The sequence below is a fragment of the Sphingomonas sp. LM7 genome (assembly GCF_002002925.1).
GTDB lineage: Bacteria > Pseudomonadota > Alphaproteobacteria > Sphingomonadales > Sphingomonadaceae > Sphingomonas.
Genome location: NZ_CP019511.1, coordinates 2,131,542 through 2,151,066, shown reverse-complemented (window position 1 = coordinate 2,151,066; position 19,525 = coordinate 2,131,542). Strand labels below are relative to the sequence as shown.

The window sequence follows — 19,525 nt, the reverse complement described above, 5'->3', positions numbered from 1 at the left end:
GATCAGGCGGCGGCGATGAACGCCTCGACTGCGGTCTGGGCCAGATCGTCGGTCATCTGCGTGCGCGGATGCTTGCAGAAATAGGCCGAGGCGGCGTCGATCGGGCCGGCGATGCCACGGTCCTTGGCGAGCTTGGCGCAGCGGATCATGTCGATCGCGACGCCGGCGCTGTTGGGCGAATCCTCGACCGAGAGGCGCAGCTCGAGGTTCATCGGCACGTTGCCGAACATCGAGCCTTCCATGCGCAGGAAGCAGACCTTGTTGTCGTTCTGCCACGGCACATAGTCCGACGGGCCGATATGGACGTTCTCGTCCTCGAGGCGCTCGGCCGCGACCGACTGGACGGCCTCGGTCTTCGAGACCTTCTTCGAGGCGAGGCGGCGGTGGTTCGACATGTTGAGGAAGTCGGTGTTGCCGCCGGTGTTGAGCTGATAGGTCCGCTCGAGCTTGACGCCGCGCTTGGCGAACAGGTCGGTCAGCACGCGGTGGACGATCGTCGCGCCGAGCTGGGCCTTGATGTCGTCGCCGATGATCGGGACGCCGGCCGCAGTGAAGCGATCGGCCCATTCGGGGTTGCTGGCGATGAAGACCGGGATGTTGTTGACGAAGGCGACGCCGGCCTCGAGCGCGCATTCGGCGTAGAATTCGGATGCTTCCTGGCTACCGACGGGGAGGTAGTTCATCAGCACGTCGGTCTTGGTCTCGCGCAGGACGCGGACGACTTCTTCCTTGGTGGCTTCGCGGTCCTTGGCGACGACGAAGGTGCGGTCGTCGTTGAAGTCGGCCATGTGATCGGCGACGCCGTCGAGGATGCGGCCCATCTGGACGACTGCGCCGGTCGCCTCGATGCTCTCGCAGAACACGGCGGTGCAGTTCGGCTTGGCGAAGATCGCTTCGGCGACGTCCTTGCCGACCTTGCGCGCATCGACGTCCCAGGCAGCGACGACGTGGATGTCGCTCGGGCGATAGCCGCCGAGGTCCCAGTGCATCAGGCCGACCGTGTCGTTGGCACCGTCACGATAATGCGAAAGGCCCTGGACGAGCGAGCTGGCGCAGTTGCCGATGCCGACGATCGCGATGTTGATGCTCTTCATGGGTAGTCACGTCCTTTGAATGGATGAACGGTCAGATTGTGAGTGCTGTTCGGGCGCGGGGCCCGCCATGCTGCGGAGAAGGCGCGACTCGACGGCGCGATGCCAGGTCAGGCCGAGGACGAGGATCGCAGTGAGCGGGATCAACTCGAACCAGAAGAAGAGATAGGGATTGCCGGCGAGGCAGGCGATGAAGATCGCGAACACCCGGGCATTGGCGCTGAGCGGGCGCATCAGCCGCATCGGGGCACTGGCGCGCATGCCGTAAAGCGTGCCTAGCGCGGCCGAGTCGGAGTCGCGAGTCATTGCCTCGTCGAAGCGATAGGCGACGCGATCGACGCTGCCCGCGACGAAATCATAGAGCTTCACCAAGGGGTTGCGACTCGGCACCGGCGGCTCGGCGGCGACGCCCTTGCAGCGGCGATGGAAGCGGGTGCGCTCGCCCTCGTAGAGACTCGACTGGACGGCGTGGAGCACGCCCGCGGCCGTGGCGAGGATCCAGCCCGAGAGCGTTCCGATCGAGAGCGCCAGCACCAGATAGAGCAGGAAGAACACGCCGTGGTCGCACATCCCGTCTAGCGCGCGGCCAAGCGGGCTGGCGGTCTTGGTGGCGCGGGCGATCATGCCGTCGAGACCGTCGGCGATCAGCCAGCCGACCGAGAGCAGAAGCCCCAGAAACGCGAAGGGCCAGGATGACCAATTGGCATAGGCGGCGGCGGCGAGGGCGCCGAGGATCAGCCCGACCACCGAGACGCTATTTGCCGAAATGCCGCGCGCTATCGCCCAGGGAAGCAGGAGCCGCCCTGCCGGGTGAATGATCCAGAGGTTGGTCGGATCCTCGATCCGGCGATCCCGCGACCCGTCCGGCGGAGGAATTGTCATCGGCCCGTCACATACAGCGTCGGCCGGGCAATCATCAAGTCATTTGCGGTAAATTAGCAAAGTTCAGGGAACGCGAAAGGCGGATCGGCGTTTTTGCCGACCCGCCGCAACTGTCACAATTGCTGTCACAATTCGCCGAGGTCCTCGTGGACCATGTCGATCTCGCGGACGCCGCGGGCGCGCCGCGCGGCGCTGACCAGCTCGCGCAGCTTCTCGCGCCGGGCGCGGGCATGATCGACGTTGCGGATTACCAGCGGCGCGTCGCGGGTAGTTTCGTCGGACGAGGTAATGCTGATCGTGCCGAGATCGGCCATCTGGTTGATGATGGTGAAATCGATGCGGACGTCCTTGACCCGGTAGAGCTCGATCTCGTCGATCGACTTGACCAGGATGCCGCGGTGGAGGATCAGCCGGTCGTCGGTGACTTCATAGGTGGTGGCCAGGTTGGTGAACCACTGTGCCAGCAGGATCAGCACGCCTGCGGCCAGCGCGATCGGAAACAGCCAGGCCCAGCCTTCGACCGGGCGCTGGGCGAGCGCCCAGATCGTGCCGACGAAGCCGGCGAGCAGGAGCAGGATCGTGCCCCAGCCGGCGAGCGTGCCGCGCAGCCAGCCCAAAGTGGACGAACGGAAACGATCGATGGCTTGCGGCATGTAACGGCCCTCCCTTTGGTGGAAGGATAGCGCGGATCACCGCGGCTTCAACTCAGGCGGTGTATTTGTCGCAGGTCGAGCGCGTCGCAGCGGGAGCGGGGTTGAACAGCTGCGCGAGATCGCGGCGGTCGCGCACGAGGAACGAGGCGACGTAGCGCAGCCTGGTCGGCGACAGGAAGGCGCTGCCGAACAGGCGCTGATAATCGTAATTCACTTCGACGAAGATCAGCGCGCTGCCAGTCGAGGCACTGACCATCGCGCCGGTGTCGCCCATGCCGGCGGACGTGGTGCCGGCATTGCCCTTGGTGGCATCGGTCCCGGCCGTCACGCTGGTGGTGCCGTAGCTCGAATCATAGCCTGCGCCGCGCTTGAGGCCGAAGCAGCGCTGCCAGTGGATGCGCTGGACCGGGGCGGTATCGTAGCTCTGCTGGATGTTCTCGAGGCTGGACATCGTCACCCGGCCATTCTCGGCCAGGTCGAACGCCGCGCCCTGCAGGCGCGACGCCTGAAGCGCATTGTTGATGTCGAGCTCACGCAGCTGGACGGTGGAGAGCGTGGTCATCATGCCCATGCGCGCGCCATTGTCGGCGAGGTTCGAGGCGATCTGGCTGACGCGCAGATTGGCGAGCGCCAGATTGGCGGTCTCGATGCCGTAGCAGCCCAGGATGAGCACCGGCGGCAGCGCCAGTGCGAATTCGATCATCGCGACGCCGCGGGTCGCGGCAGCGAAGCGGCGGAGCGGCGCGAAGGACAGAAGGCGCTTCATTTGCATATCGTGGCCGGGGTGTTGACGGTCTGGGTGGCGTAGGGCTGGTTCATCAGCGTGGTGCTGGCGCTGAGCGTCGCGGTGCCCGGCCAGCCGAACCAGCGCGCGACGGGGAAGAGCCGGCCATAGCCGATCGAGACGGTGTAGACGGTGACGTCGTTGGCGCCGCCCTGTCCGGCGCGGCCGGCATCGTCGTCCCAACGGCCATTGCCGTTGACGTCGGTGAAGCATTCGCCGGCATCGCGCTGGCCATTGCCGTTCGAATCGACGAACGGCTCGGGCGCGATCGCGCTGAAGCTCGAATAGCTGAGCCGCGTCGGATAGCCGCTGGTGAAGGCCGCGCCCCTTGCCGTCGCCTGGATCTGGGCCAGCACCCTGGCGTCGATCGTGGCGGGCGTCGCGCCCTGGATGGCGCTGTCGCGGCCGGCCTTCTGCACTGCGCCGGTGACTGCGGCCTGGACATAGGCCTGATAGCCGATCTCCATCATGCCCATCATGAGGGTGAGCATCAGCGGCAGCACGAAGGCGAACTCGATCACGGTGACGCCGCGCCGGTCCGCCGCCAGCCGCGCGAGGAAGCGGCGCGCCGCGATCACCGCGACACCCGCAGCATCGCGACTTGCTTGGCGATATTGGCGAAGGTGGTGGACAGCCCCGAACCGGTGGTGGTGAAAAGCGCCTGGCTGGTGGTGGTGGCGCAGGACTTCATCTCGGTGGTGGCGCTCGAATCGATCGTCACCGTCCAGACCTGGATGTTGCGCGACTTGGCCGCGGTGCATTCCGCGAGGAAGCGGGCATTGTGAAAGGCCTTGAGGTTGGTGAAGTCGCCGCCGCTCACCCGCCGATCGTAATATTCATTGCCGTACATGCCGTAGACGCCGGTGTTGGGCGCCATGTCGCCGTCGGTGAGGAACACGATCACGCGGTTCGGCGCCTGCCGTGCCGGCCATGGCGCGGTATCGTTCGCGAAGATGCCCGAGGGCGAGATCAGGCGGGTGCCCCAGATCATGCCGACATCGTGATAGGTGCCGCCGATCGGCCGGAAATCGGCTGCGTTGACGAAGTTCGACACCTGGGTGCGCGTCATCGTGTCGAGGCGCGAGACCGGCTTGCCGCACGAGACGAAGCCCGACTGTAGATACGAGGTGCCGCCGATATTGGGGTGGCTGTTGCTGTCGCCGGTCGACGTCGCAGTGGCGGTGCTGCCGTAATTGTTGCGGGCATAGAGAATCTCGGGCCACATCGGCTTCCACTGCGTGTCGATGTTGCTGCCCGGCACCAGATCGGGATCGAGATCGGCCGGCAGCGCCGCCTGGCTGAAGCCGGTCGTGCCGGCAGTGGTGGCGCGTTCCTCGATGCAGCCGGCCCAGCGGTTCATCGTGCCGTTGGTCTTGCTGGGATCGAGGACGGCGACGCCCGATACGAAATTGCGGACGTCGAAATTGAGCTGCTGGTAGCGCCAGGTCGGCGTGCCGAACGACGTGCCGGTCTGCGTGCGCGACTCGTAATTCCACTGGTTGTTGGCGCTGCCCGAGCCGCCGACCATGTAGGACGGCGAGATCGACATGATCGCCTTTCCGGCGTTGACCGTCGAGGTGTAGGTGACGAAGCCATAGCGGATGTGCGTCGACGGGTCGGCGGCCGAGGCCATCGTGTCGTAGAAGCTCATCACCGCCGAGCGCAGCGCCGCGATGCGCGAGCCGCTCTTCTCCGGGACGTAATAAGCGGTGCTGCCGGGATAGCCGGCGACGCTGTCATTGCCGCTGGCCGTGCCGTCCGCCGGGCGGATGTAGCTCGTCGTGCCGGCCGAGCCGACATAGTTGTTGCAGGCATTGTCGTCGTCGCTCGGCAGGCAGGCCATCGAGCCGGTGGTGTCGAGGACGAAGATCACATCGGTGTCGGCGATGTCGTAGCTCGCCTGGCAGGTGACGTTGATCTGCTGAGTCGCGAAGCCGAATATCGACATGATCGTCATCGGCACGTCGGCGGTGGCGTTGCCGGCCACCTGCGCGTCCGCGGTCTTGGACGGCGTGAAGCTCGCGGTGGCGGTCTTGAACCAGCCGGTGCGGAAATTGTTGGCGAAGAAGGTCTGCGCCTGGGCAGTGGCGGTCGGATCGAGCGTCGTGTTGGTGAGCGAGGTGTCGGTCATCGACTTGCGCCCGGCGAGCACGCCCGCGTCGCAGGCCTGCTGGAGCCGCGTCTTGACCACGTAGAGCCGGGCGGTGTCGATCGCGCAGCCGCAAAAGGCGGCGAGCGGGATGAGCATCGCCGCCATCATCGCGAGCGTGGAGCCGCGGCTGTCCCGCGCGAGCCGCGCCATGAACCCCGAACGCTGTTGCCGATCCTGCTTCACCAGTTGCTCCGCATGGGAACCGGTTGCGGTCCGCCATTTGGAGCGCCTTGTGCGGCGGCAATGAAAAATAGTTGGTTTGTAGTGGGTTAGGGAATTGTGCCGGGGGGGATTCTACGGAGGGATGGCCGCAATCCCTTCCCTGCGAGCAGGGAGGGGGGGGCACAGATCATATTGCCTAGCGCCCCGGGGGCGGATCGCCGGCGCCGACTATCGTCGCCTGGATTTCGAGGCGCTTGCCACTGGCGAAGGCGAGGGCGAGGGGCACGCGGGTGCCCGACTTCACGTTGGGACCGAGATCGAACAGCATGACGTGCCGGCCGCCGGGTTCGAACGCGACCGTGCCGCCGGCCGGAACCGCGACGTCGCTGGTCGGGCGCATCGCCTTGACGCCCTGGGTGGTCACCGTCTCATGGAGTTCGGCGCGCAAGGCCGCGGGGGTGGCGGCGGCGAGCAGCGTGTCCGCGGTGGCACCGCCATGGAGCGTGAAATAGGCCGCGCCGGGGCGGCCGGTCACTGCGGGCAGGCGCACCCAGGCGCCGTCGGCGCGCAACTCGGCGGGCTGTCCGCATCCGGCGAGCAGCAGCGCCGCCGCAACGATCCCCGAAAATCCACGCATCTTTCGCAACTCCCGTTTCGGGAAGCCTCTAGGATTGGGTCCTTCTTGCGGCAAGCGGAAGCGCACCTATATCGCGTTTGGACAGGTTCCCCCGTCGCCGATTTCGGGGCGAGGGGAGCCGGGTTTTTGACTTTGAACATTGAACATCTGGGGGCCAACGAGGGACCATGGCTAAAGTAATCGGTATCGATCTGGGCACGACCAACAGCTGCGTCGCGGTGATGGAAGGCGGCAAGCCCAAGGTCATCGAGAATGCAGAGGGTGCGCGCACCACGCCTTCGATCGTCGCATTCGCCAAGGATGGCGAGCGGCTGGTCGGCCAGCCGGCCAAGCGCCAGGCGGTGACCAACGGCGACAACACGATCTTCGCAGTGAAGCGCCTGATCGGCCGCCGCTTCGACGATCCGGTGACCAAGAAGGACACCGAGCTGGTGCCCTACACCATCACCCGCGGGCCAAACGGCGACGCCTGGGTGAAGGCGGGTGGCGAGGATTATTCGCCGTCGCAGATCTCGGCATTCACGCTGCAGAAGATGAAGGAAACCGCCGAATCGTATCTCGGCGAGACCGTGACGCAGGCAGTGATCACCGTTCCGGCATATTTCAACGACGCCCAGCGCCAGGCGACCAAGGACGCCGGCAAGATCGCGGGCCTCGAAGTGCTGCGCATCATCAACGAGCCGACCGCGGCGGCGCTCGCCTATGGCCTCGAGAAGAACGACGGCAAGACGATCGCAGTCTATGACCTTGGCGGCGGCACGTTCGACATCTCGGTGCTCGAGATCGGCGACGGCGTGTTCGAGGTTAAGGCGACCAACGGCGACACCTTCCTGGGCGGCGAAGACTTCGACTCGAAGATCGTCCAGTTCCTCGCGGACGAGTTCCGCAAGGCCGAGGGCATCGACCTCACCAAGGACAAGCTCGCGCTGCAGCGTCTGAAGGAAGCTGCCGAGAAGGCCAAGATCGAGCTTTCGAGCGCGCAAACCACCGAAGTGAACCTGCCCTTCATCACTGCCGACGCCAACGGGCCGAAGCATCTGGTCAAGGCGATCACCCGCGCCGATCTGGAGCGTCTGGTCGACGACCTGATCCAGCGCACGCTGGAGCCGTGCCGCAAGGCGCTGGCCGATGCCGGCCTCAAGGCGAGCGCGATCGACGAAGTCGTGATGGTCGGCGGCATGACTCGCATGCCCAAGGTCCGCGAGATCGTGAAGCAGTTCTTCGGCAAGGAGCCGCATACCGGCGTGAACCCCGACGAAGTCGTGGCGATCGGCGCGGCGATCCAGGCGGGCGTGCTGCAGGGCGACGTCAAGGACGTGCTGCTGCTCGACGTGACGCCGCTGTCGCTCGGCATCGAGACGCTGGGTGGCGTGTTCACCCGGATGATCGACCGCAACACGACGATCCCGACCAAGAAGTCGCAGGTCTACTCCACCGCTGACGACAATCAGCAGGCGGTGACGATCCGCGTCTTCCAGGGCGAGCGCGAAATGGCGGCGGACAACAAGATGCTCGGCCAGTTCGACCTGATCGGCATTCCGTCAGCACCGCGTGGCGTGCCGCAGATCGAAGTCACGTTCGACATCGACGCCAACGGCCTCGTCAACGTGTCCGCCAAGGACAAGGGCACCGGCAAGGAACAGCAGATCCGCATCCAGGCCTCGGGCGGCCTCAGCGACGCAGACATCGACCAGATGGTCCGCGACGCCGAGCAGTTCGCCGAAGAGGACAAGAAGCGGCGTGCGGGCGCCGAGGCCAAGAACAATGCCGAGAGCCTCGTCCACACGACCGAACGCCAGCTTGCCGAGAATGGCGACAAGGTCGACGCGTCGCTGAAGGGCGAGATCGAGGCGGCGATCGCCGAGACCAAGACTGCGATCGAAGGCGGCGACGCCGACGACATGCAGGCCAAGGCGCAGAACCTCGCCCAGGTGGCGATGAAGCTGGGCCAGGCGATCTACGAGAAGCAGGCTGCCGAGAACGCGTCGCCGAACGCGGACGGCGGTGCAGCTGCGGAGAACGAAGCGGGCGGCGAAGAAGTCGTCGATGCCGAGTTCTCCGAGGTGGACGACAACAAGGCGTAAGTTTGCGTACCAGCCGTCATCCCGGTGCAAGCCGGGATGACGGTGACGGGCGGGGGCCGAGGTTACATGACCACCGAAGTCGATTATTACGAGCTGCTCGAAGTCGAGCGCACCGCGGACGATGCGACGCTGAAATCGGCGTATCGCAAGCTCGCGATGAAATTCCATCCGGACAAGAATGGCGGGTGCAAGGATCACGAGGCCAAGTTCAAGGCCGTCAGTGAGGCCTATGACTGCCTGAAGGATCCGCAGAAGCGCGCGGCGTACGATCGCTTCGGCCATGCCGCGTTCAAGAACGGCATGGGCGGTGGCGGCGGTCCGGGCCATGGCGCGCAGGATTTCGGCGCGTTCAGCGACATCTTCGAAAGCGTGTTCGGCGAGTTCATGGGCGGGCGCGGCGGACGGCCGAACCTGCGCGGTGCCGACCTGCGTTACGACATGGAGATCAACCTCGAGGATGCCTATCACGGCAAGACGAGCGAGATCACCGTCGATGTCTCGGGCCTGTGCGATACGTGCAGCGGCACCGGCGCCAAGCCGGGGACGCATGCGCACCAGTGCAAGCAGTGCAACGGCCATGGCAAGGTGCGCGCGCAGCAGGGCTTCTTCATGGTCGAGCGGACCTGCCCGGTCTGCCACGGCGCGGGCGAAGTCATCGCCGATCCGTGCCGCGACTGCCGCGGCGAGGGGCGGACGGACAAGACCAAGACGCTCAAGATCAACGTGCCGCCCGGTGTCGACGAAGGCACCCGGATCCGGCTGAGCGGCGAAGGCGAGGCGGGTGCGCGCGGCGCGCCTTCGGGCGACCTCTATATCTTCCTCCACGTCGCCAAGCATGCGATCTTCGAGCGGCAGGGCACGACGCTGTTCGCCAATGCGCCGATCAGCTTCACCACGGCGGCGCTGGGCGGCGAGATCGAATTGCCCGCGCTCGACGGCGAGACGATTTCCATCAAGATCGCGCCGGGCACCCAGCCCGGCCGCGAAGTCCGCCATCGCGGCGCCGGCATGCCGGTGCTGCAGGGACGCGGACGCGGCGACCTGGTCGTGCGGCTCGATGTCGAGATGCCGACCAAGCTGACTGCCAAGCAGCGCGAGCTGCTCGAGGAATTCCGCGCGACCGAGACCGGGGACGAGTGCCCGCAGTCGAGCGGCTTCTTCGCCAAGCTCAAGTCGGCTTTGGGCTGACCTTTTCCACGTCGTCACCCCGGCACAAGGCCGGGGTGACGATGGTTTTCAGATGCTACCGGTGTGTGCCTTCCACCCGCCGAGCGTATGGAGCTGCAGTCCGGCAATACCTGCAACGGCCAATGCCTGTACTGCGATGAAGGCGATCCCCAGCGCATTGGGCTGGGTCCACGCGATCGCGGCGAAACTCGCTGCGACCCATGCCAGGTTCAGCCCGGCGACGAGTTGCGCCGGCCCGCTGCCACGCCGCGCCGCCCACAGCACGAACAGCGCGAACGGGAACAGCAGGATGCCGGCTTCGCGCAGCAGCGGCACCGGCAGGTCGGTGAGACCGGCGATCGGCCCGGCCGCGGCGACGAGCAGCGCGCCCATGCCGAGGCAGGTGGCCGCGTCGAACAACATCACCGGGCGGAGCAGGTTTTGGCGGGTCATGATCACTCTCCTTGGTTGTGACATCCCAAGCATCGCGATCCGCGGACGCCAGTCGATTACCCGGCAGGTAATGGAATGCGTGCAGCGGGGACGGTAGCAGGGCGGCGAAGGAGCGCGCGATGGACAGGCAGGTTCGGCCGCTGGGCGAGCAGATCAAGCATTGGCGGCAACAGCGCCGGTTGAGCCAGATGGAGCTTGCGCTGGGGGCGGAGATATCGACCCGGCATCTGAGCTTCGTCGAGACCGGGCGTGCACAGCCTAGCCGCGAGATGGTGCTGCTGCTCGCCGAGCATCTCGACGTGCCGCTGCGCGAGCGCAATGCGATGCTGCTCGGCGCGGGCTATGCCCCGGTCTATTCGGAACGGCCGCTCGACGATCCGCAGCTGGCGCCGGCGCGGCGCGCAGTCGAGCTGGTGCTCAAGGGGCATGAACCCTTTCCGGCGCTCGCGGTGGACCGGCATTGGCACATGATCGCAGCGAACGCTGCGGTCGCGCCGCTGCTGGAGGGGGTGGCGGGGCATCTGCTGGAAGGGCATGTCAACGTGCTGCGGCTGAGCCTGCACCCCGACGGGCTGGCGCCGCGCATCCTCAACCTTGGCGAATGGCGCGGGCATCTGCTCGATCGGTTGCGGCGCCAAGCCTGGCTGACCAGCGACCCGGTGCTGGCGGCGTTGCTCGACGAGCTTTGCGGCTATCCCTCTGTAGAAGGGGCGGGGCAGGTGGACGGGTTCGGCGAAGTCGTGGTGCCGCTGCGGCTCCAGTCGTCGCTGGGCGAATTGCGCTTGTTCAGCACAACCACGGTGTTCGGTACGCCGCGCGACGTGACGCTAGACGAGCTGGCGATCGAGGCATTCTTTCCGGCCGACGCGGCAACGCTGGAGCGGCTTGGCGCCAGATGATCGCGGGTTTGTTAGTGTTTATTAGGCCTTTGCCAAGGTACTCTCATAATAATGGAGGATGTCTCAGTGTTTTGCCGATGATCTGGTGCCGGGAATCGCAACTATATCGACTCCGGTTTCGAGCAATATCGTCCGAAATATTGGACGCCGGGAGCGTAACGAACTAGGGTGGCGTCCGGAGCTCGGGAAGCGCTCCTTGAGGAACTGTCCATGCTGGCAAGGCTCATCGACGCGCTGCGGCGCCTGTTCGCGATGTTCGGCGCGGGCAAGCTATCCCCTCCGACCGAGCAAGGCGGGGACTATCCGCCGCCCCGGCCGCCGCTGATTGAATCCCTCGGCAGCAACGCCACTCGCACCGTCGCCGACTCCGCCCGCGCCGCCGGCCGAGGGCATGCTGGCGCTGCCGCAATTGATGGCGATTTCCGGCGAATTCCCCGCGCGATCGGGCGGGACGGACTCGACTGGCTTCACTCTCGGCATGATCCACAGCTTTGCGGGGAAGGGCGGGGCCTATGGCGCGCCGATCACCGACGGGCGTACGCTTCCGGTGCCCGGCAACCAGCCGCTGATGGCGGTGCTCGGGCTCACCTTTGGCGGCGACGGCATGACGCTGGCGCTGCCGAACCTGAACGGACGCACGCCGGTCGGCGGGCAACAGATCGGCCTGTCGGGCGAGGAGACGCTGCGGCTGACCTATCTGATCGCGAGCACTGCGGCGAGCGGCGCGCCCGTGCTGGGCATGGTCGTCGCGTTCGGCGGCAATTTCGCGCCGACCGGATGGTCGGTCGCCGACGGGTCGATGCTGCCGATCTCGGCGAATGTGCCGCTCTACCAGGCGATCGGCCAGAGCTTCGGCGGCGATCCGGTGGCGTTCAACCTGCCCGATCTCGACGGTTTCGCCGTGATCGGGGCGGGCGAGGGGCCGGGGCTGCAACCGATTGCGCTTGGCGGCCGCGTGGCCGAGCCGGTGCCCGCACTGGCGCTCAACTATCTGATCAATGTTGACGCCGCACCCCCGCCAGTGAGCGGCGACGGCGCCTTTCCGCAATTCGGGGGCTGGCTGGGGCAGGTGATCGCCTTTGCCGGCAGCGAGGTTCCGGCAGGCTGGGAAGTGTGCAACGGCGCGCTGATCGAGGCGGCCCAGAACCCGGCGCTCTTCGATCTGATCGGCACCCGTTATGGCGGCGACGGCGCGACCTTCGCGCTGCCCGATCTGCGCGGGCGGGTCGTGATCGGCGGCTAGGATCGGGACTCGCGCGGGGCGACCTGTCCGCTGGCGGCGCTGCTGGAGGAGAGGTCACCCGCGCCGGGGCGATCAGCGGCCGTCGTCGCTCCAGTGCGGCGGGTCGGATGCGAGCTTGATCACGCCATAGGTCGCGCCGATCGCGTGGAGATCCTTGTTGGTGTCGCCCGAGCGCGGGGCCGACACCGCGCGCGGGCGGCCGGACCTGTCCTTGACCTGGATCGTGCCGGCCCAGCCGATCGTCATGTCGATCGCGCGCGCGTCGATGTGTCGCGATGTGAGCGAGGGCTGGAAGGCGATGCCGAACAGGTCGACCATTTCCTGCGCGGCCTTTCGCGAGCTGGCGAGGTCGCCGTGGTCCCATTTGATGTCGAGGCCGGGGACGGCAGGTGCGTCCTTCGGCGCCACCGATCCGTTCGCGATGCGCCAGCTATAGTGCATCAGGTGCGCGCGGGTGCGGTTGCGCGAAGTCGCCGACACCTTGACGGTCGCGCCGGCTTCCTTGAGCGCAGCGACGAACGCGGTGACCCTGTCGCGGAACGGCTGGACGAGATCGCCGATCGCCGCGCTGTTGGGGAATCTAGCCTGATTGGCGTGCCACCACGCCGCGCCGCTGAGCGCCGGGGCCGGCGCGGGGCCGGCGCGGGTGGAGAGCGCGTTCCACGTCCGCCCGCCCGGATCGATGCGGCCGTCGGGCTTGGTCGCGCCGAGCACGCGCACCTGGAATCCCTCGATCGCGGCGATGGTGAGCGGACCGCAATTGCCGGTGGTCGGCAGCACCGTCTGGCCGGTATCGGCGAGCCAGTCATTGAGCAGATGCTGGACGACGATCACGTCGGCGAGGTCGTTGACGCCGCCTTTGCCCACCGCTGCACCGATCGCCATCATATTTCCCCGTGTTGCCCGGGCGCAGGATAGGTCCGTTCGCCTGCGCTGGAAAGCGGGCGCGCTGCCTGGCCGTGCGGTTCGATATTCAGCCGTTCGACCAGCGCTTTGCCGATCGTTCGAACGCCGCGAATACGCGGTCGGCGGCGGCGAGCGCGGAGTCGAGCGCGCCCGGCTGCGACAGGACCGCATCGAGCCGGTCGAGCAGGCCGCGCCATTTTTCGGGCGCCTGGTCGGCATCCAGATAGGCGCGGGGAAAGCCGCGCGGCACTTGCCGGGCGAGGAAGCGCCCGCCCAGCCGCGACCCTTCGAGGACATAGAGCGTGCCGGCGAGGCTGGCATCATTGCCGGCTTCCAGCACCGGCACGGCGGGCTCGGCGCCCGCGACGGTGCCGGCGTCGCGGAGAAACGCCAGATCCTCGCGCAGCAGGTCGCCGCGCTTGCGCAATGCCCAATCGGGGGCGATCCGCTCGGCGCCGGCCGCGTCGAGCGCGGCTTCATAGGGCAGCAGCACTTCGGCATGCGCGCGCAGGAACGCGGCGTAGCGTTCCCGATCGGTCAGGTCGAACCCCGCAAAGGCGCGATCGACTCGGTCGTGCGCCTCGGCGGTGCCGGCGCGCAATGCCTGGTGCGTGGGGTTCAAGCGAAGACGCGATCGAAGATCGTATCGACCTGCTTGAAGTGATAGCCGAGGTCGAACTTGTCCTCGAGCTCCTGCACCGACAGTGCCGCGGTGACTTCGGGATCGGCCTTGAGCAGTTCGAGCAGCGAGAGTTCGCCGTCGCTCTCCCACACTTTCATCGCGTTGCGCTGGACGAGGCGATAGCTGTCCTCGCGGCTGACGCCGGCCTGGGTGAGTGCGAGCAGGACGCGCTGCGAATGGACGAGGCCGCCCATGCGATCGAGGTTCTTCTGCATCCGCTCGGGATAGATCAGCAGCTTGTCCATCACGCCCGAGAGACGGGCTAGGGCGAAATCAAGCGTGATCGTGGCGTCGGGGCCGATATAGCGCTCGACCGACGAGTGGCTGATGTCGCGCTCGTGCCACAGCGCGACATTCTCCATCGCGGGGATAGTGGCGCTGCGGACCATGCGGGCAAGGCCGGTGAGGTTTTCGGTGAGCACCGGATTGCGCTTGTGCGGCATCGCGCTGCTGCCCTTCTGGCCGGGCGAGAAATATTCCTCGGCCTCCAGCACTTCGGTGCGCTGCAAATGGCGGACTTCGGTGGCGAGGCGTTCGATCGAGGAGGCGATCACGCCGAGCGTGGCGAAGAACATCGCGTGGCGATCGCGCGGGATGACCTGAGTCGAGACGGGCTCCACCGCGAGGCCGAGCTTGTCGGCGACATGCTGCTCCACGCGCGGATCGATATTGGCGAAGGTGCCGACGGCGCCCGAGATCGCGCAGGTGGCGATATCGGCGCGTGCGGCGACCAGGCGTTCGCGGTTGCGCTTGAACTCGGCATAGGCCTGGGCGAGCTTCAATCCGAAGGTCACCGGCTCGGCATGGATGCCGTGGCTGCGACCGATCGTCGGGGTGAACTTATGCTCCCTGGCGCGGCGCTCGAGGATGACCAGCAACTGGTCGAGATCGGCGAGCAGGATGTCGGCGGCGCGGGCGAGCTGGACCGCGAGGCAGGTGTCGAGCACGTCCGAGCTGGTCATCCCCTGGTGCATGAAGCGGGCATTGTCGCCGACCTGCTCGGCGACCCAGGTGAGGAAGGCGATGACGTCGTGCTTGGTCACGGCTTCGATCGCGTCGATCGCGGGAACGTCGATCACCGGCTTGGTCGCCCACCAGTCCCACAGCGCCTGCGCGGCTTCGCGCGGGACAACGCCGAGGTCGGCAAGCGCCTCGGTCGCGTGTGCCTCGATCTCGAACCAAATGGCGAAACGGGCTTCGGGCGACCAGATCGCGGTCATCTCGGGCCGCGAATAACGGGGGACCATGCTCATACTCCGTGGACGGGCGTGGCGCGAACGCCACACAGCAAATGAAATGCGACGAGGCGCCACCTAGCAGGGGTGAACCGTGGCTGCAACGCCGCTGTTCCGGAACAATTACCTCAGCTTAGCGGTTCATATTTCCGAACAGTGTCAGTTTTCATGCTCCGCTAGCTTAGAACAGTCGGAGCAATCAACAGGAGATAGAAAGATGTTGAAGTCAATTCTTCTCGCGACGTCTATGCTCGTTGCTGCACCTGCCTTTGCGCAGGAAACTCCGACCCCCGAAACTACGCAGAACCAGCCGCAGACGCCGCCGGCGACTGAGGCTCCGGCCACCACTGACGACGCCGCGCCCGGCACGCAGGGCTCGGGCACGGTCGAAGAAGCTCCGGCAGCAGCCCCGGCGCCGGCTACCGAAACCGCCCAGCCGACTCCGACCGCGCCGGCCCAGCCCGCGACGACGCCTGAGCCTGCCCAGCCCGCCACCGCGCCGGCGCCCGAGGCAGCGCCTACCGGGACGACCGGTGCGGGCACTGCGGCGGCCGCCCAGCCTGCAGCGACCCAGGACCAGGTCGCCCAGGCAGTGACGCGCGATTTCGGCACCTATGACAAGGACGCCAACGGTGCGCTGAGCGATGTCGAATTCGGTGCCTGGATGGGTACGCTGCGCAAGGCTTCGGAGCCGGCATTCGTGCCGGGCTCGGCCGAGGCGAATGTCTGGTTGGGCCAGGCCTTTGCTTCTGCGGATGCCGACAAGAGCAAAACGGTCAACCAGGCCGAGCTGACGACCTTCCTGACTCCCAAGTCGTAAGGACTTCCGCGCCCCACGCATGGCGCACTCCCGAGCGGCCGTCGGATTTGTCTCCGGCGGCCGTTTGGCGTTGCTGCACAGGCAGCCGGCGGGCGGGGCGGCCATCGAGGGTGTTACGTTCACGGAACAAAAGACGGCTTCGCCTATTTGGCACTCGAACGAATTGAGCGTTCATGTCCAACTTCCCAAAGGGGTACGACGATGAAGAAGATTTTTGTTGTCGGGGCCATCGCTGGTCTGGCCGCGCTTTCGGCATGCAACAGCAGCCCTCGTGAACAGGCTGCGGACAATATCGAGGCGAATGCGGAGGCCGTGGCCGACAATCTCGAAGAGGCCGCCGGCAATGCGACGACGCCTGCCGTCGAGGACGCCCTTCAGAACCAGGCCGACGCAACGCGCGCGGTCGGCGAGAACAAGGCCGACGACATGCGGACCCACGACGCGGATACCAACCTGTCCAACGGTATCTAAGCCGCAGTCGAAGAAACAGGTCGGGCCGCTCGCACGCAGGTGGCTCGAACGGGAGGGCGCTCGGAATGTCGGGCGCCCTTTTTTGTTTGGCGCATCGAAGTGGTTGGATTGCCGCCGTGTCCTGGTTCGTATCGCGGCAGGCGATGAACCGGCGTCCCGGATGCGGACATCGAAGGTCACGCCAAAGTCGAACTATCGCGGCATTTTCGCGGAGTTGTCTGCGAGGTCAAGGAGCGTTCGACGAGGCCACGTTCAGGCAGGCGGCGCAAATCCTACATTGCAAGGCCGGACGACCGGGAGTGGGTGGAAAGACATCCCGATTCTATGATCGACTGCCTAGATCAGCCCCTGCGCGCGCAGGCTGACATGGCCTTCGGTCCCCAGGATGATGTGATCGTGCACTGCGATGCCGAGCCGCTTGCCGGCTTCGGCGACCTGGCGGGTGATCTCGATGTCGGCGCGGCTGGGGGAGGGGTCGCCCGAGGGGTGGTTGTGGACGAGGATGATCGCGGCCGAGCCCAGATCGATCGCGCGGCGGATGACTTCGCGGACATACATCGGCGCCTCGTCGATCGAGCCTTCGTTCATCAGCTCGTCGCGGATCAGCATGTTCTTGCCGTTGAGGTGGAGGACGCGCACCCGCTCGATCGCGTGGTGCGCCATGTCGGCGCGCAGATAATCGAGCAGCGCCTGCCAATTGGCGAGGATCGGCCGCTCGGCGACCTGTGCGCGCAGCAGCCGCAGCGCCGCCGCATGGGCGGCCTTGAGCGCGGCGGCGCTGGTCTCGCCCATGCCGGGGACGCGGGCCAGCGCCTCAGCATCGGCAGTGAGCAGACCGGCGATGCCGCCGAATTCGGTGAGCAATGCCTTGGCGAGCGGCTTGGTGTCGCGGCGGGGAATCGCCAGCGCGAGGAGATATTCGATCAGTTCGTGATCGAGCAGCGCGTCCGGCCCGCCCTCGAACAGCCGCTGCCGCAGCCGGGCGCGGTGTCCTGTGTTGTCGGGCTCGGCCGTCATGGCGCTGGTATAGTTCGGCGCGTCGGCGAGCGCGAGCCGTGACGGTTCAGGAATGTGCGGTCATGACGGCGAGCACCCGATCGGCCTGCGCGGCCGGGAGCCGGGCGAGAGTCTCGGTGAGGATCACGCCCGTCCGGCACTGATCGGCCTCGCTGAGCGACTGTGCCGCAGTCCCGTCGAGAAAAGCGGCGAGCTGACGGTCGCTCAGGCCCGCGCGCTTCATCTGGGCGACCAGCGCTTCGCTGTCGGCCTGGGACAGCGTGTCGATGTCGCGTTTGGCCGGCGCCTTCTGGCCCGCCGCGATCGCCTGGAACTGGACCGTGCCGATGTCCGCGAGTAGCTTCTGCACCGCGGGAGAGGGCGTGCTGCCGGGCTGGATGGTGGAGAAGGTGTATTGCGCGCACATCTTGGTCGATTCCGCCGCAAGCCCGCGCATCAGCGCAGCCTGGCTCGTGCGAAAGGCGGCGAGTTCGGGCGCGGGCGCCAATGCCAACTCGCGGACATGCGCCTTGCGGAAGGCCGCCATCCGATTGAACCCGAGCAGGCTGAGCGTCGCCGGGCTGGCGCCGGCGCGATATTGTGCGGCCATCTCGGCCTTCAGCGCGGCGTAATCAGCCGGGAAGTGCTTGCGGAAGGCCTGGAACATCGGCCCCATCGCCGGATCATTCTGCACCTGGGTCTCGAACTCCGCCTCGACATTTCCCGGGCGCTTCTCGAACGCGTCCCAGGCGAGCTTGCCGAGGAAAAACCCGGCAACCACCGCGATCAGCGTGCCGAGGATCTTGGCTGTCGATAGATTCCGGACCGAGGCGGCCATTCGCATTCCTTACTTCGAAACAGGAAAGTGTCGCCGTTGCGGGCGCATTAGCCTAGCGCGGGAGATGCGCGGCTGGGAAGCGGCGACTGTGGCGCTCGCGCATGCCGCGGGTTCGGGCGCTGGTGTTGACTCGGACCCGAGCCCTTCCTAAAGCGCCCCTGCTTTGGCGGGCTTGCCGCTCGGCACATGCGTCTGGCCTGCCGGAAACGGCTGACAGGAGAGACAATTGGCCGAGAACGAGCCCGGACTGGACCCCTTGCCCGAGGATGTTCGCCTTAACTCGCTCGACGAGCGACTGAAGCGAGCCAAATCGGAAGAGGCGATCAGAAACGGTGCCGTGGATACCAATGGCGATGCCAGTTATCGCCTCGGGAACCGCGTGCTGGCCGAACTGATCGGCAGCATGGTTGGAGGAGCAGTGATCGGCGGTACGCTCGATTGGCTGCTGGGAACCTCCCCGTGGCTCCTGCTCGTGCTCCTGTTCCTCGGAATAGGCAGTGCTTTCAGGAACATCATCAGGATTTCGAACCAGCGCTCGAAGTGACTCTTCGGGCGCTTTGGCTAATGAAACGGATCAACGCGCGTGGCGGCTGAATCAGGCAAGATCGACCCGATGCACCAGTTCGAGGTGCAGACGATCTGGGACGGCTTCAATATAGCCGGTCACCAGATCGCCTTCACGAACTCGGCGCTGTGGATGTGCGTCGCGGCCATCGTCCTCTGGGCATTCATGCTCGGCGGCATGAAGCGCGCCGTGGTGCCCGGCCGCTGGCAGATGCTGGTCGAGAACTTCACCGGCTTCATCGATTCGATGCTGGCGGCGAACGTGGGCAAGGAAGGGCGCAAATACCTTCCCTACGTGTTCTCGCTGTTCATGTTCATCCTGTTCGCCAACGTGCTCGGGCTGTTGCCGCTGGGCCTGGTGGGCATCCACCCGTTCACCTTCACCAGCCACTTCACCGTCACCGGCGTGCTGGCGATCATGAGCTTCTCGATCGTGCTGATCGTCGGCTTCTGGAAGCACGGGCTGCACTTCTTCAAGCTGTTCGTTCCGCACGGCACGCCGCTGTGGCTGATCTGGTTGATCCCCGCGATCGAGTTCGTCTCGTTCATGGTGCGCCCGTTCTCGCTGGGCCTCCGACTGTTCGTGGCGATGATCGCCGGGCATATCCTTTTGAAGGTGCTCGCAGGCTTCGTGATCAACGCCGGCAACGCTGGTCTCATCCCCGGCCTCGGCGTCGGCATCCCCAGCTTCGTGCTGATGGTCGGCATCTCGGCGCTCGAGATCCTCGTCGCCGGCATCCAAGCCTATGTCTTTGCGCTGCTCACGTCGCTGTACATCAACGACGCCGAGCATCTGCACTGAGTTT

21 protein-coding genes are annotated in these 19,525 nt (G+C 66.2%); 8 read left to right on the top strand and 13 right to left on the bottom strand.

What is annotated here, in order from left to right; translation table 11 throughout:
• Positions 1 to 2 precede the first annotated feature (2 nt).
• From BXU08_RS09650 to BXU08_RS09620, 7 genes are all read right to left on the bottom strand, one after another.
• Positions 3 to 1,094, bottom strand: coding sequence for an inositol-3-phosphate synthase (locus BXU08_RS09650; protein ID WP_077509868.1), 1,092 nt, complete (start codon positions 1,092 to 1,094; stop codon positions 3 to 5).
• A gap of 6 nt (positions 1,095 to 1,100) precedes the next feature.
• Positions 1,101 to 1,973: a CDP-alcohol phosphatidyltransferase family protein gene (locus tag BXU08_RS09645; protein ID WP_077509867.1), complete on the bottom strand. Its 873-nt coding sequence runs from the start codon at positions 1,971 to 1,973 to the stop codon at positions 1,101 to 1,103.
• A gap of 125 nt (positions 1,974 to 2,098) precedes the next feature.
• The gene (locus BXU08_RS09640) at positions 2,099 to 2,626 is read right to left on the bottom strand and encodes a PH domain-containing protein (RefSeq protein ID WP_077509866.1); all 528 of its coding nucleotides are present in this window, start codon (positions 2,624 to 2,626) and stop codon (positions 2,099 to 2,101) included.
• A 52-nt stretch (positions 2,627 to 2,678) separates the two neighbouring features.
• Positions 2,679 to 3,392 (bottom strand): TadE/TadG family type IV pilus assembly protein, encoded by a 714-nt coding sequence (locus BXU08_RS09635; RefSeq protein WP_150125486.1) that lies wholly within the window; start codon positions 3,390 to 3,392, stop codon positions 2,679 to 2,681.
• Positions 3,389 to 3,988 carry a TadE/TadG family type IV pilus assembly protein gene (locus BXU08_RS09630; RefSeq protein ID WP_253190328.1) on the bottom strand — a complete coding sequence of 200 codons (600 nt, stop codon included), beginning with the start codon at positions 3,986 to 3,988 and terminating at the stop codon, positions 3,389 to 3,391. Before BXU08_RS09630 ends, BXU08_RS09635 begins: the two co-directional genes overlap by 4 nt.
• A complete protein-coding gene (locus BXU08_RS09625; protein ID WP_253190327.1) occupies positions 3,985 to 5,745 on the bottom strand; it encodes a TadE/TadG family type IV pilus assembly protein in 1,761 nt (586 codons plus the stop codon). The genes BXU08_RS09630 and BXU08_RS09625 overlap by 4 nt, the downstream gene beginning before the upstream one ends.
• A gap of 175 nt (positions 5,746 to 5,920) precedes the next feature.
• Positions 5,921 to 6,361 (bottom strand): copper chaperone PCu(A)C, encoded by a 441-nt coding sequence (locus tag BXU08_RS09620; protein ID WP_077509863.1) that lies wholly within the window; start codon positions 6,359 to 6,361, stop codon positions 5,921 to 5,923.
• 167 nt (positions 6,362 to 6,528) lie between these two features.
• Here BXU08_RS09620 and dnaK point away from each other — a divergent pair, with 167 nt between their 5' ends.
• Both dnaK and dnaJ read left to right on the top strand, forming a co-directional pair.
• Positions 6,529 to 8,445: a molecular chaperone DnaK gene (dnaK, locus tag BXU08_RS09615; RefSeq protein ID WP_077509862.1), complete on the top strand. Its 1,917-nt coding sequence runs from the start codon at positions 6,529 to 6,531 to the stop codon at positions 8,443 to 8,445.
• A 66-nt stretch (positions 8,446 to 8,511) separates the two neighbouring features.
• Positions 8,512 to 9,633, top strand: a complete 1,122-nt coding sequence (gene dnaJ, locus BXU08_RS09610; protein ID WP_077509861.1) for a molecular chaperone DnaJ — start codon at positions 8,512 to 8,514, stop codon at positions 9,631 to 9,633.
• Positions 9,634 to 9,681: 48 nt separating this feature from the next.
• On the opposite strand, the gene BXU08_RS09605 is transcribed toward dnaJ, so the two are convergent.
• Positions 9,682 to 10,065: a hypothetical protein gene (locus BXU08_RS09605; protein WP_077509860.1), complete on the bottom strand. Its 384-nt coding sequence runs from the start codon at positions 10,063 to 10,065 to the stop codon at positions 9,682 to 9,684.
• A gap of 119 nt (positions 10,066 to 10,184) precedes the next feature.
• Between BXU08_RS09605 and BXU08_RS09600 the strand changes: the two genes are divergently transcribed.
• The gene (locus BXU08_RS09600) at positions 10,185 to 10,964 is read left to right on the top strand and encodes a helix-turn-helix domain-containing protein (RefSeq protein WP_077509859.1); all 780 of its coding nucleotides are present in this window, start codon (positions 10,185 to 10,187) and stop codon (positions 10,962 to 10,964) included.
• Positions 10,965 to 11,355: 391 nt separating this feature from the next.
• Entirely contained in the window at positions 11,356 to 12,207 is an 852-nt protein-coding gene (locus BXU08_RS09595; RefSeq protein WP_077509858.1) for a tail fiber protein, read from the top strand.
• A gap of 72 nt (positions 12,208 to 12,279) precedes the next feature.
• Here BXU08_RS09595 and BXU08_RS19565 read toward each other — a convergent pair whose 3' ends face one another.
• The 3 genes from BXU08_RS19565 to purB form a co-directional block, all read right to left on the bottom strand.
• On the bottom strand, positions 12,280 to 13,092 hold the full coding sequence (locus BXU08_RS19565) for a peptidoglycan-binding domain-containing protein (protein ID WP_171982481.1): 813 nt from the start codon (positions 13,090 to 13,092) through the stop codon (positions 12,280 to 12,282).
• Positions 13,093 to 13,180: 88 nt separating this feature from the next.
• Positions 13,181 to 13,735, bottom strand: coding sequence for a biliverdin-producing heme oxygenase (locus tag BXU08_RS09585; RefSeq protein WP_150125484.1), 555 nt, complete (start codon positions 13,733 to 13,735; stop codon positions 13,181 to 13,183).
• On the bottom strand, positions 13,732 to 15,042 hold the full coding sequence (gene purB / locus BXU08_RS09580; protein WP_077512222.1) for an adenylosuccinate lyase: 1,311 nt from the start codon (positions 15,040 to 15,042) through the stop codon (positions 13,732 to 13,734). Before purB ends, BXU08_RS09585 begins: the two co-directional genes overlap by 4 nt.
• A 205-nt stretch (positions 15,043 to 15,247) precedes the next feature.
• Between purB and BXU08_RS09575 the strand changes: the two genes are divergently transcribed.
• Complete coding sequence (locus BXU08_RS09575) at positions 15,248 to 15,850, top strand: hypothetical protein (protein WP_077509856.1); 603 nt, start codon at positions 15,248 to 15,250, stop codon at positions 15,848 to 15,850.
• Between the two features lie 201 nt (positions 15,851 to 16,051).
• Positions 16,052 to 16,321: a hypothetical protein gene (locus BXU08_RS09570; RefSeq protein WP_077509855.1), complete on the top strand. Its 270-nt coding sequence runs from the start codon at positions 16,052 to 16,054 to the stop codon at positions 16,319 to 16,321.
• 336 nt (positions 16,322 to 16,657) lie between these two features.
• Here BXU08_RS09570 and radC read toward each other — a convergent pair whose 3' ends face one another.
• Together radC and BXU08_RS09560 are read right to left on the bottom strand one after the other, a co-directional pair.
• Complete coding sequence (radC, locus tag BXU08_RS09565; RefSeq protein WP_077509854.1) at positions 16,658 to 17,338, bottom strand: DNA repair protein RadC; 681 nt, start codon at positions 17,336 to 17,338, stop codon at positions 16,658 to 16,660.
• Positions 17,339 to 17,384: 46 nt separating this feature from the next.
• Complete coding sequence (locus tag BXU08_RS09560; RefSeq protein ID WP_077509853.1) at positions 17,385 to 18,155, bottom strand: hypothetical protein; 771 nt, start codon at positions 18,153 to 18,155, stop codon at positions 17,385 to 17,387.
• Between the two features lie 226 nt (positions 18,156 to 18,381).
• Here BXU08_RS09560 and BXU08_RS09555 point away from each other — a divergent pair, with 226 nt between their 5' ends.
• Positions 18,382 to 18,699, top strand: coding sequence for an AtpZ/AtpI family protein (locus BXU08_RS09555; RefSeq protein WP_077509852.1), 318 nt, complete (start codon positions 18,382 to 18,384; stop codon positions 18,697 to 18,699).
• Between the two features lie 69 nt (positions 18,700 to 18,768).
• Entirely contained in the window at positions 18,769 to 19,521 is a 753-nt protein-coding gene (locus BXU08_RS09550) for a F0F1 ATP synthase subunit A (protein WP_077512220.1), read from the top strand.
• The last annotated feature ends 4 nt before the right edge of the window (positions 19,522 to 19,525 follow it).